Genomic DNA, 11946 nt, shown 5'->3' with positions numbered 1-11946 from the left:
TATCTTAGTCAGGAGTAGAGATGAGTATTCGAGTAATTATTGCTGGTTTTAAGGGAAAGATGGGTCAAGCTGCTTGTCAGATGGTCTTGGCTGATCCAGACTTGGACTTGGTAGCAGTTTTAGATCCTTTTGAATCTGAGTCAGAATGGCAGGGAATTCCTGTTTTCAAGAATAAGGCTGATTTGGCCAGTTTTGAAGCGGATGTCTGGGTAGACTTTACTACACCAGCTGTTGCCTATGAAAATACACGCTTTGCTCTTGAAAATGGCTTTGCTCCAGTAGTTGGAACAACAGGCTTTACTAGTGAAGAAATTGCAGAGTTAAAAGAATTTTCCTGTGCCCAAGACTTGGGTGGCTTGATTGCTCCTAACTTTGCCTTGGGTGCTGTCTTGCTTATGCAATTTGCGACGCAGGCTTCCAAATATTTCCCAAATGTGGAGATTATCGAGCTCCATCATGACAAGAAAAAGGATGCTCCGAGTGGAACTGCCATTAAAACAGCTGAGTTGATGTCAGAGGTTCGAGAGTCTATTCAGCAAGGTGCAGTAGACGAAGAAGAATTGATTGCTGGTGCTCGTGGTGCTGATTTTGATGGCATGCGTATTCACTCAGTTCGTTTGCCAGGCTTGGTAGCCCATCAGGAAGTCATCTTTGGCAATCAGGGAGAAGGATTGACCCTCCGTCATGACTCCTATGATCGTAGCTCCTTCATGACAGGGGTGAATTTGGGAATTAAAGAAGTTGTCAAGCGTCATGAGCTTGTTTATGGATTAGAACACTTATTATGAGATTAACGCAAATGCCTTCTGAATTTCAGAAGGCTTTACCAGTATTAGAAAAAATCAAAGAAGCAGGATTTGAAGCCTATTTTGTTGGGGGATCTGTTCGAGATGCCCTCCTCAATCGTCCCATCCACGATGTGGATATTGCGACGTCTTCGTATCCAGAAGAAACCAAGCAGATTTTTCCGCGAACAGCCGATATCGGAATCGAGCATGGAACTGTCTTGGTCTTAGATGGGGACGAGGAGTATGAAGTAACCACCTTTCGGACAGAGGATGTCTATGTGGACTATCGCAGACCCAGTGCGGTTTCATTTGTGCGTTCGCTAGAAGAAGACCTCAAACGCCGTGATTTCACAGTCAATGCCTTTGCCTTGGACGAGACAGGGGAAATCATTGACTTATTCCATGGTTTAGACGATTTGGAAAATCAAGTCTTACGGGCAGTTGGTGTAGCTAGTGAGCGTTTCAACGAAGATGCTCTACGGATTATGCGTGGTTTTCGTTTTCAGGCCAGTCTTGGCTTTGAACTTGAGCAAGAAACGTTTAAAGCTATGAAGACCTTGACGCCACTTTTGGAGAAAATTTCTGTAGAGCGTACCTTTGTTGAGTTTGATAAACTCTTGCTGGCTCCATTTTGGAGAAGGGGCTTGGCTTCCATGATTGAGAGTCAAGCTTATGACTATCTCCCTGATATGGCAGCTAGCCAGGACAAGCTCAATAGACTGTTTGATTTGGAGACTGATTTCACCTTTGAATCTTCAGAGCAAGCTTGGGCGGCTTTACTGTCGGCTTTGGAGATTGAAAATGCGCAGCCATTTTTGAAGGCTTGGAAGACCTCACGCCAGTTTGCCAAGCAAGTTCAGGATTTACTAACTATTTTGGCCTTGCGTGAAAAGGGAGAATTGAGCAAGCGCGATTGTTACCGCTTTGACTTGGATTTGCTTTTACAGGCTGAAAATCTTCGTCAGGCTCAAGGGAAACCAGTCAACCCACAAACCATCACAGAAACCTATCAGAGTTTGACCATTCATGACAAGAAAGAAATTCAGATTAATGGTGGCATTTTGATTAAGGAATATGGCTATCAACCAGGTCCAGACTTGGGAGAGATTTTAACAGAGATTGAGTTTGCCATTGTCGATGGAGAATTGGAAAATGACCGTCAAGCCATCCATGCTTATCTGAGGGAGAAAAAATGAGTGATTTTATCGTTGAAAAACTAAGTAAATCCGTCGGTGACAAGACCGTTTTTAAGGATATTTCCTTTATTATCCATGACTTAGACAGAATTGGTCTAATCGGTGTCAATGGGACTGGCAAGACCACCCTTTTAGATGTTCTTTCTGGTGTTTCTGGCTTTGATGGGGATGTCAGTCCCTTTTCAGCTAAGAATGATTACCAGATTGGTTACTTGACACAGGATCCTGATTTTGATGATAGCAAGACGGTCTTGGATACGGTCCTATCTAGCGACCTCAAGGAAATCCAGCTCATTCGTGAGTATGAGCTCCTCATGCTCAACTACAGTGAGGACAAACAGGCGCGTTTGGAACGGATCATGGCAGAGATGGATTCCCTCCAAGCTTGGGAAATTGAGAGTCAGGTCAAGACGGTTCTCAGCAAGTTGGGTATTCAGGACTTATCTACTCCTGTTGGGGAATTGTCAGGTGGTCTGAGAAGACGCGTCCAGTTGGCTCAAGTTCTTCTTGGAAACCACGACCTTTTGCTATTGGATGAGCCGACCAACCATCTGGATATTGCGACTATTGAGTGGCTGACCCTCTTTTTGAAAAATTCTAAGAAAACCGTTCTTTTTATCACCCACGATCGTTATTTCTTAGACGATTTGTCAACTCGGATTTTCGAGTTGGACCGAGCAGGCTTGACCGAGTATCAAGGCAATTATCAGGACTATGTTCGCCTTAAGGCTGAACAAGATGAGCGCGATGCGGCTCTTCTTCACAAAAAAGAACAACTCTACAAACAAGAATTGGCCTGGATGCGCAGACAACCGCAGGCGCGTGCGACCAAGCAACAGGCTCGTATCAATCGTTTCCATGACCTTAAGAAGGAAGTTTCAGGAACTACTGCTGAGACAGACTTGACCATGAACTTTGAAACAAGTCGGATTGGGAAGAAAATTATCGAGTTTCAGGATGTTTCTTTTGCCTATGAAAACAAGTCTATTTTGCAAGATTTTAATCTCTTGGTGCAGGCTAAAGATCGTATTGGAATCGTTGGGGACAACGGTGTTGGAAAATCAACCCTGCTCAACTTGATTGCAGGAAGTCTTGAGCCGACAGCAGGTCAAGTTGTGATTGGGGAAACTGTTCGTATCGCCTATTTCTCTCAACAAATTGAGGGCTTAGATGAAAGCAAGCGCGTGATCAATTACCTGCAAGAAGTGGCAGAAGAAGTCAAGACCAGCGGTGGTTCTACGACTTCGATTGCAGAATTACTGGAGCAGTTCCTTTTCCCACGTTCGACGCATGGAACCTTGATTGAGAAATTGTCTGGGGGAGAGAAAAAACGTCTTTATCTCCTCAAACTGCTCTTGGAAAAACCAAATGTTCTTCTTTTAGACGAGCCAACCAATGATTTGGACATTGCAACCTTGACAGTTTTGGAGAATTTCTTGCAAGGCTTTGCGGGACCTGTCTTGACAGTCAGCCACGATCGCTATTTCTTGGATAAGGTGGCGACCAAGATTCTCGCTTTTGAAGAGGGCAAGATTCGTCCTTTCTTTGGTCATTACACAGACTATCTTGATGAAAAAGCCTTTGAAACAGAGATGGCCAATCAAGTGCAAAAGGCTGAAAAAGAAAAAGTGGTCAAGATCCGTGAAGATAAGAAACGCATGACCTACCAAGAAAAGCAGGAATGGGCAAGCATTGAAGGTGATATTGAAGCCTTGGAAAATCGTATCGCTGCTATTGAAGAGGAGATGCAGGCCAACGGCTCTGACTTTGGTAAGCTGGCTACTCTTCAAAAAGAACTAGATGAGAAAAACGAAGCACTCCTTGAAAAATACGAACGCTATGAGTACCTAAGTGAATTTGATAGCTAGAAGAATAGAAAAATCCCGTCTCATGGACAGGATTTCTCTATTCTTTTTTTGTTTCCTGGTGGAAAATATTTTGCCAAGTTTCGTGGCGACGCCAGATACTGGTGTGGATGATACCATCTAACTCATAGCAGATGAGTTTGGTCTTCTGACTGATGGAAGTAATCTGGATGTCCTTGATAGCAGAATTCAAGTCTTTTTCGGCCTTATAAGCCTCTTTATCCATCTGATTTCCATCTTGGCGAATATAGACAAAATCATCAGCCAAGAGTTCTTCCAGTTGATTTCCTTGGTCAATCAATTGTTCACGCATAAGCAATTTTTTATAGACATTGTCTAAAATTTCATCCTCAGGTATAGGTGCTGGCTCAATATGGACATCGATATCAAAGACTCCAAAACGTTCCTCCAGCATAGACTCGACTTGATCCGCAATCTCATGACTCTCAAAAACAGACAAGTCAGGATTCATCTCCAGCGTGATATCCAGGTAGATATTGCTACCGTAGGTGCGACCTCTTTGCGATTTTACCTTGCTGATTTTGGGAATTTCCATAATGGCCTTTTGATAGTCCTCAAGCAGACGGTCATTGAAGCCATCAGAAAGGCTAAAGGAGGACTCGATGAAGATATCATAGGCCGTTTTCAAGATAAAGAAAGTGATGATGATAGCGACCAGTTTATCCACAATCGGATAATTGAAACTGCTAGCTAGGATAGCTATGGTAGTACCAAGTGAGGTAACAGCATCAGACAGATTGTCCTTGGCAGCAGCCTTTAGTGCCTTGGAGTTTGATTTCTTACTGAGGCGAGTGTTGTAGAGATACACCACAAACATAATCGCTGCAGAAATGATTCCTAGAGTTGCACCCAGAGGATCAATAACCGTTTCTTCTCGACTGAGAATTTTCTGAATAGTATCCCTTAGTACATCGAAACCGACATAGAACATGATGATGGAAGTGATCAAGCTAGCCAAATCCTCAATCTTCCAGTGGCCAAAACGGTGGTCTCGGTCAGCAGGCTGGCGTGCCATTCGAATCCCAATCAAGAGGGCCACATTTCCAATGATGTCGGACACGTTGTTAAAACCATCGGCCACCAAACTAGATGAATGAAGAAGATGGCCAGTAGCCAATTTCGCTGCAGACAAGATCAAATAGGTTGAAATACTGATAATGGCCCCACGCTCAGCTAACTTGAGATTTGAGATAGATTGCTTCATTCAACTTCCTTTCTAGTCATATATATAGCATTCTACCATTATACTGGTTTTCAAGGGAAAATTCAAATAAGTCAGTTTTTAGTCTTTGAAAACTGTTCTAAATTTGGTATAATGGTACTACTCAAGGGAGTAGCTGGCAGAAACCTGTGATAGTGTCGTCATTCCGAATTTTATACTGAAAAGTATGCTTTCCGGCACTATCTTAAACAGCGAGACTTGTTATGATTAACAGGTTTCTTTTTGTTTGTCGTGAAAAGATGCGATGAGGAAAAAGAGAGTCTGTTTTGCACACAATGTCAAGGAGGAGACACATGTCAAAAGAACAAAAACGCCAAGCGTTTTACACTCAGAGTCCTGAAGAGGTCTTACAGGCTGTGGATGCGACCGAGCAAGGCTTGTCATCAAGTGAGGCGGAAAAGCGCCTTGCAGAATTTGGCCACAATGAACTCGAAGAAGGCGAGAAACGATCAATCCTGGTCAAATTTATCGAGCAATTTAAGGATTTGATGATTATCATCCTAGTTGCGGCAGCAATCTTGTCAGTTGTGACTTCTGGTGGGGAAGATATCGCAGATGCTATTATCATCTTAGCCGTGGTAATCATCAATGCTGCCTTTGGTGTTTACCAAGAAGGGAAAGCAGAAGAAGCGATCGAAGCCCTCAAATCTATGTCAAGTCCAGCTGCCCGCGTTCTTCGCGATGGTCACATGGCGGAGATTGACTCTAAAGAATTGGTACCTGGAGATATCGTTGCCCTCGAAGCAGGTGATGTAGTGCCAGCAGACCTACGTTTACTAGAAGCCAACTCTCTTAAAATTGAAGAAGCAGCTCTTACAGGTGAGTCTGTGCCAGTCGAAAAAGACTTGTCAGTCGAGCTTGCTGCAGATGCTGGTATTGGTGATCGTGTCAATATGGCTTTCCAAAACTCAAATGTGACTTATGGTCGTGGTCTTGGAGTTGTTGTCAATACAGGTATGTACACGGAAGTTGGTCATATCGCTGGCATGCTCCAAGATGCAGATGAGACAGACACACCACTTAAACAAAACTTGAACAACCTTTCTAAGGTCTTGACTTATGCAATTTTGGTCATTGCCCTTGTTACTTTTGTAGTTGGTGTTTTCATTCAAGGGAAAAATCCACTCGGTGAGTTGATGACCTCTGTTGCCCTTGCCGTTGCAGCCATTCCAGAAGGTCTCCCAGCTATCGTAACTATCGTTCTTGCCCTCGGTACTCAAGTTTTGGCCAAACGAAACTCTATCGTTCGTAAGTTGCCAGCTGTAGAAACTCTTGGTTCAACAGAAATCATCGCTTCTGACAAGACTGGTACGCTGACTATGAACAAGATGACCGTCGAAAAAGTCTTCTACGATGCGGTTCTACATGACTCAGCTGATGACATTGAACTAGGTCTTGAAATGCCCCTGCTTCGTTCAGTTGTCTTGGCCAATGATACGAAAATTGATGTGGAAGGAAACTTGATTGGTGATCCAACCGAAACAGCCTTTATCCAATATGCTTTGGACAAGGGCTACGATGTCAAAGGATTTTTAGAGAAATATCCTCGTGTGGCTGAGTTGCCATTTGATTCTGAACGTAAGCTCATGTCAACAGTTCATCCACTTGCAGATGGACGCTTCCTCGTAGCTGTTAAAGGTGCGCCAGACCAACTCTTGAAACGTTGTGTTCTTCGTGATAAGGCTGGGGATATTGCTCCGATTGATGAGAAGGTTGCAAATCTCATCCATACAAACAACTCTGAAATGGCTCACCAAGCCTTGCGTGTCCTTGCTGGTGCTTATAAGATTATTGACAGCATTCCAGAAAACCTTATTTCTGAAGAGCTTGAAAATGATTTAATCTTTACTGGTTTGATTGGGATGATTGACCCTGAACGTCCTGAAGCTGCTGAGGCTGTTCGTGTGGCTAAGGAAGCGGGAATTCGTCCAATCATGATCACAGGTGACCATCAAGACACTGCAGAAGCTATTGCTAAACGTTTGGGAATCATTGACGCAAATGATACAGAAGGACATGTTTTAACTGGTGCTGAGCTCAACGAACTATCTGATGAAGACTTTGAAAAAGTCGTTGGTCAATACTCTGTTTATGCCCGTGTGTCTCCAGAACACAAGGTTCGTATCGTCAAGGCTTGGCAAAAACAAGGTAAGGTCGTTGCCATGACAGGTGACGGTGTCAATGATGCTCCGGCTTTGAAAACAGCCGATATCGGTATCGGTATGGGAATCACTGGTACAGAGGTGTCTAAGGGGGCTTCTGACATGATTCTTGCAGATGATAACTTTGCAACTATTATCGTTGCAGTGGAAGAAGGACGTAAGGTCTTCTCAAATATTCAAAAGACTATTCAGTACCTACTTTCTGCCAATACTGCTGAAGTATTAACCATCTTCCTATCTACCTTGTTTGGTTGGGACGTCTTGCAGCCAGTTCATCTTTTGTGGATCAACTTGGTAACAGATACCTTCCCAGCTATCGCTCTTGGTGTTGAGCCAGCTGAGCCTGGTGTCATGAACCATAAACCACGTGGACGCAAGGCAAGTTTCTTCTCTGGTGGTGTTTTGAGTTCTATCATTTATCAAGGTGTACTCCAAGCAGCTATTGTTATGAGTGTTTATGGTCTTGCCCTTGTCTACCCAGTTCATGTGGGTGACAATCATGCTATTCATGCAGATGCCCTTACCATGGCTTTTGCAACCCTTGGTTTGATTCAGCTCTTCCATGCCTACAATGTCAAGTCTGTTTACCAATCTATCTTGACAGTTGGCCCATTCAAATCTAAGACCTTTAACTGGTCCATCTTGGTATCCTTCATCCTTCTCATGGCAACAATCGTCGTAGAACCACTTGAAGGAATCTTCCACGTAACCAAACTAGATTTGTCACAATGGGGAATCGTTATGGGCGGAAGCTTTTCAATGATTATCATCGTCGAAATCGTTAAGTTTATCCAACGTAAACTTGGCTTTGATAAGAATGCGATTTAAGGGAGGTTTCGGATGTCAGCTTATCAATTACCGACCGTATGGCAGGATGAAGCTAGTAATCAAGGAGCCTTTACAGGATTAAATAGACCAACAGCAGGTGCCCGTTTCGAACAAAACTTGCCAAAAGGAGAACAAGCTTTTCAACTGTATTCGCTGGGAACACCAAATGGTGTGAAAGTCACTATCTTATTGGAAGAATTACTAGAAGCTGGTTTTGAGCAAGCGGCTTACGACTTGTATAAGATTGCTATTATGGATGGGGATCAATTCGGTTCAGACTTTGTAAAGCTTAATCCAAATTCAAAGATTCCAGCCTTGTTGGACCAGTCAGGGACTGAAGAAGTGAGAGTCTTTGAGTCTGCTCATATTCTTCTATACCTTGCTGAGAAATTTGGAGCCTTTTTACCAAGTAATCCTGTGGAAAAGGTAGAAGTTTTAAATTGGCTATTCTGGCAAGCAGGTGCTGCACCTTTTCTAGGTGGGGGATTTGGCCACTTCTTTAATTATGCTCCTGAAAAATTGGAATATCCAATTAATCGTTTTACGATGGAAGTGAAACGTCAGTTGGATTTATTGGATAAGGAATTGGCTCAGAAACCGTATATTGCTGGAAATGACTATACGATTGCAGATATCGCTATCTGGTCTTGGTATGGACAGTTAGTTCAAGGAAAACTTTACCAAGGTTCTGCAAAATTTTTAGATGCCTCAAGTTATCAGAATCTAGTAAACTGGGCAGAAAAAATTGCCAACCGTCCAGCTGTTAAGCGTGGTATGGAAGTAACTTATAAAGAAATTAAATAGCAAAAAAAGTCATCTTCGGATGGCTTTTTGTTACAGTTGAGGGAAAGGGCTTGCAGTTATCGGCTTTTGTGCTATAATTGCTATAATATAGTAAAAAGTAAGTGGAGTGTGAGGAAGTGGAGAAGAAAATTGTAAAGGATATTTTGTTTTTATCTCAGGTGTCTCAGCCGGCAAGTCAGGAAGACCTTTATCTTGCTAGAGATTTGCAGGATACGCTTTTAGCAAATCGTGAGACTTGTGTCGGTCTGGCTGCCAATATGATTGGGGTGCAGAAGCGCGTGATTATCTTTAATCTTGGCTTGGTTCCAATGGTCATGTTTAACCCAGTGCTCCTGTCCTTTGAAGGACCTTATGAGACGGAAGAAGGCTGTTTGTCTTTGGTAGGTGTGAGACCAACTAAGCGTTATGAAACTATAAGGGTTGCCTATCGTGATAGCAAGTGGCAGGAACAAACCATTACCTTGACAGGTTTCCCAGCCCAGATTTGCCAGCATGAACTGGATCACTTGGAAGGACGAATCATTTAGGAGGAAAGCAAATGAAACGGATAATCTTTGAACTTATTTTTATCGCAACGACCTGGTATATCTTTTTACCGCCTCTTAACCTGACCAGCTGGGAATTTCTCTTTTTCCTCTGTGGGCATTTGCTGGTTGTAGCAATCTTATTTGGTTTTGGCAAGGGAATCAATCTAGTCAAAACGGTTCATGTGCGTCACGGCAAGGCGGAAGCTGCCTTAAATCTAGAGAATTTCAAAATCAATCGGTTAGGGAAAGTTCTTTTAGCTTCTATTGGAGGAATTCTTCTCTTGGCGGCTTTGGTTTCCTTGGTGACCTCCAGCATTTTTCAGGCTAAAAATTATGCCAATGTAGTCACGGTTACGGAAAAAGACTTCACAGAATTTCCCAAGACTGATACCAGTAAGGTTCCTATTTTAGATAGAAGTACTGCTGAAAAAATTGGTGACCGCTACTTGGGTTCCCTAACGGATAAGGTGTCGCAATACGTGGCGGCAGACACCTATACTCAACTAACGATTGATGGGAAGCCCTATCGGGTGACACCGCTAGAATACGCAGACCCTATCAAATGGTTTAATAATCAAGCCAAAGGAATCGGCGAGTATATCAAGGTTGACATGGTAACTGGAAATGCCAACTTGGTGGACTTGAAGACACCAATCAAGTACTCTGACTCGGAGTATTTTAACCGCGACGTCAAGCGTCACCTACGCTTCAAGTACCCAACTAAGATCTTCAAGACTCCATCATTTGAGGTGGATGATGAGGGCAATCCTTTCTATGTAGCAACGGTTTACCAAAAGCAATTTGGACTTGCGGTTCCTCGTCCTGTTTCAGTCATTATCTTGGATGCTACAAATGGAGAAACCAAGGAATACAGCTTGGCAGATGTTCCGGAATGGGTGGACAGGGTCTATCCAGCTGAGGAAACCATTGAGCAAATCAACTACAACGGCAAGTACAAGGACGGTTTCTGGAATGCTATGATTTCCAAGAAAAACGTGACCCAGACTACCAAGGGCTATAATTACTTGTCTATCGGCAATGACATCTATCTCTACACAGGTGTGACGTCGGCCAATGCAGATGAAAGTAATCTTGGTTTTATCCTAGAAAATATGCGAACAGGAGAAATCACTAAGTACAGCTTGGCTTCTGCGACCGAAGAATCAGCCCGTGAATCAGCCGAAGGTGCTGTTCAGGAGAAATCCTACAAGGCAACCTTCCCAATCCTCATCAACCTCAATGACAAGCCTCTCTACATCATGGGCTTGAAGGACAATGCTGGTTTGGTCAAAGAGTACGCCTTGGTTGATGCAGTCGAGTACCAAAATGTTATCGTAGCTACGACAGTGGAAGAACTGCTCAGCAAGTACGCCAATAAAAACGACCTTGAAATTGATAATGAAACAACAGAAAGCATTAAGGGTGTGGTGGCAGACCTCAAATCAGCTGTTATCAAGGGCGACACCGTATATTTCTTTAAAGTTGATGGCAAGATATACAAAGTCAAAGCCTCAGTCTCAGATGACCTTCCTTACCTTGAAAATGGTAAAACCTTCGAAGGTCAAGTAGGAAAAGACAACTATCTCAAGACCTTTAAAGTACAGTAAGAGGAGAGGCTGGGCAAAACCTCAATTTCAGGAAAAAATGAAGTAAATCTTTCCATCATAAAACGCATGGTATCAAGATTTCTCAATTCCTGATACTATGCATTTTTTAATTTTAATGCCTTTTTCCCAGTCTCTTTTCAGATGAATTCCTTGGTAGTGGCAAAAAAATATGCTACACTATCAATATGAAAATTTTAATCCCAACAGCAAAAGAAATGAACACAGACTTGCCAAGTATTGAAGCCACTCCTTTAAAACCAGAAAGTCAGGCTGTGCTGGATGCCTTGGCTCTCTATTCTGTTAGTCAATTGGAGAGTTTTTACAAAGTTTCAGCCGAGAAAGCTGTGGCAGAATTTCAAAATATCCAAACTTTAAAAAAACAAACTGCTCAACACTATCCAGCCTTGAAACTTTTTGATGGGCTTATGTACCGTCATATCAAGCGAGACAAACTGGACGAGGCAGAACAAGCCTATCTTGAAAATCATGTCTTCATTACCTCGGCCTTGTACGGTGTTGTTCCAGCCTTGTCACCTATGGCCCCTCACCGTTTGGACTTTTTGATGAAGTTAAAAGTCGCTGGTAAGACTTTGAAGAGCCATTGGAAGGCAGCCTATGATGAAGCTGTGAAGCAGGAAGAAATGATTTTTTCTCTCTTGTCGTCCGAGTTTGAGACTGTGTTTTCTAAGGAAATCAGAGAAAAAATGGTGACCTTCAAATTCATGGAGGATAGAGGTGGTCAGCTGAAGATTCACTCAACCATTTCCAAGAAAGCGCGTGGTGCCTTCCTAACATCTCTAATAGAAAATCAAGTACAAACTGTGGAGGAAGCACGTCGCTTGAACTTTGCCGGATTTGCCTACCGAGAAGATTTGTCACAACCACAGGAATTGGTTTTTGTTAAGGAAGTTTAGAAATCAGATAAG

Annotated in this window: 9 protein-coding genes; 8 read left to right on the top strand and 1 reads right to left on the bottom strand. The window is 43.0% G+C overall.

Going from position 1 to position 11946, the window contains the following annotated elements; genetic code table 11:
- Nucleotides 1-20 precede the first annotated feature (20 nt).
- From dapB to OCF96_RS08195, 3 genes are read left to right on the top strand one after another with little or no spacing between them, the layout of a single operon-like run.
- Nucleotides 21-788: a 4-hydroxy-tetrahydrodipicolinate reductase gene (dapB, locus tag OCF96_RS08205; protein ID WP_261446891.1), complete on the top strand. Its 768-nt coding sequence runs from the start codon at nucleotides 21-23 to the stop codon at nucleotides 786-788.
- Entirely contained in the window at nucleotides 785-1984 is a 1200-nt protein-coding gene (locus tag OCF96_RS08200; protein WP_315898997.1) for a CCA tRNA nucleotidyltransferase, read from the top strand. Before dapB ends, OCF96_RS08200 begins: the two co-directional genes overlap by 4 nt.
- Nucleotides 1981-3852, top strand: coding sequence for an ABC-F family ATP-binding cassette domain-containing protein (locus tag OCF96_RS08195; RefSeq protein ID WP_261446890.1), 1872 nt, complete (start codon nucleotides 1981-1983; stop codon nucleotides 3850-3852). The genes OCF96_RS08200 and OCF96_RS08195 overlap by 4 nt, the downstream gene beginning before the upstream one ends.
- Nucleotides 3853-3889: 37 nt before the next feature.
- Here OCF96_RS08195 and mntE read toward each other — a convergent pair whose 3' ends face one another.
- A complete protein-coding gene (gene mntE / locus OCF96_RS08190) occupies nucleotides 3890-5074 on the bottom strand; it encodes a CDF family manganese efflux transporter MntE (protein WP_261446889.1) in 1185 nt (394 codons plus the stop codon).
- A 311-nt stretch (nucleotides 5075-5385) separates the two neighbouring features.
- Here mntE and OCF96_RS08185 point away from each other — a divergent pair, with 311 nt between their 5' ends.
- From OCF96_RS08185 to yaaA, 5 genes are all read left to right on the top strand, one after another.
- Nucleotides 5386-8082: a cation-translocating P-type ATPase gene (locus OCF96_RS08185; protein WP_261446888.1), complete on the top strand. Its 2697-nt coding sequence runs from the start codon at nucleotides 5386-5388 to the stop codon at nucleotides 8080-8082.
- Nucleotides 8083-8094: 12 nt separating this feature from the next.
- A complete protein-coding gene (gene yghU, locus OCF96_RS08180) occupies nucleotides 8095-8886 on the top strand; it encodes a glutathione-dependent disulfide-bond oxidoreductase (protein WP_254754118.1) in 792 nt (263 codons plus the stop codon).
- Between the two features lie 116 nt (nucleotides 8887-9002).
- Complete coding sequence (locus OCF96_RS08175; RefSeq protein WP_261043374.1) at nucleotides 9003-9413, top strand: peptide deformylase; 411 nt, start codon at nucleotides 9003-9005, stop codon at nucleotides 9411-9413.
- Nucleotides 9414-9424: 11 nt separating this feature from the next.
- Nucleotides 9425-11020 (top strand): hypothetical protein, encoded by a 1596-nt coding sequence (locus OCF96_RS08170; protein WP_261446887.1) that lies wholly within the window; start codon nucleotides 9425-9427, stop codon nucleotides 11018-11020.
- 185 nt (nucleotides 11021-11205) lie between these two features.
- A complete protein-coding gene (yaaA, locus tag OCF96_RS08165) occupies nucleotides 11206-11934 on the top strand; it encodes a peroxide stress protein YaaA (protein ID WP_049516343.1) in 729 nt (242 codons plus the stop codon).
- Nucleotides 11935-11946 lie beyond the last annotated feature (12 nt).

It is taken from the genome of Streptococcus mitis, from assembly GCF_946190065.1.
Taxonomy (GTDB): domain Bacteria; phylum Bacillota; class Bacilli; order Lactobacillales; family Streptococcaceae; genus Streptococcus; species Streptococcus mitis_DE.
Note: the sequence above shows the minus strand (reverse complement) of the source record. Positions and strands in the feature narration are given on the sequence as shown.

Excerpts from the sequence above, each read along its gene's own strand:
- dapB (WP_261446891.1), top strand. The coding sequence starts at position 21 with ATGAGTATTCGAGTAATTATTGCTGGTTTTAAGGGAAAGATGGGTCAA.
- OCF96_RS08200 (WP_315898997.1), top strand. The coding sequence starts at position 785 with ATGAGATTAACGCAAATGCCTTCTGAATTTCAGAAGGCTTTACCAGTA.
- OCF96_RS08195 (WP_261446890.1), top strand. The coding sequence starts at position 1,981 with ATGAGTGATTTTATCGTTGAAAAACTAAGTAAATCCGTCGGTGACAAG.
- mntE (WP_261446889.1), bottom strand. The coding sequence starts at position 5,074 with ATGAAGCAATCTATCTCAAATCTCAAGTTAGCTGAGCGTGGGGCCATT.
- OCF96_RS08185 (WP_261446888.1), top strand. The coding sequence starts at position 5,386 with ATGTCAAAAGAACAAAAACGCCAAGCGTTTTACACTCAGAGTCCTGAA.
- yghU (WP_254754118.1), top strand. The coding sequence starts at position 8,095 with ATGTCAGCTTATCAATTACCGACCGTATGGCAGGATGAAGCTAGTAAT.
- OCF96_RS08170 (WP_261446887.1), top strand. The coding sequence starts at position 9,425 with ATGAAACGGATAATCTTTGAACTTATTTTTATCGCAACGACCTGGTAT.
- yaaA (WP_049516343.1), top strand. The coding sequence starts at position 11,206 with ATGAAAATTTTAATCCCAACAGCAAAAGAAATGAACACAGACTTGCCA.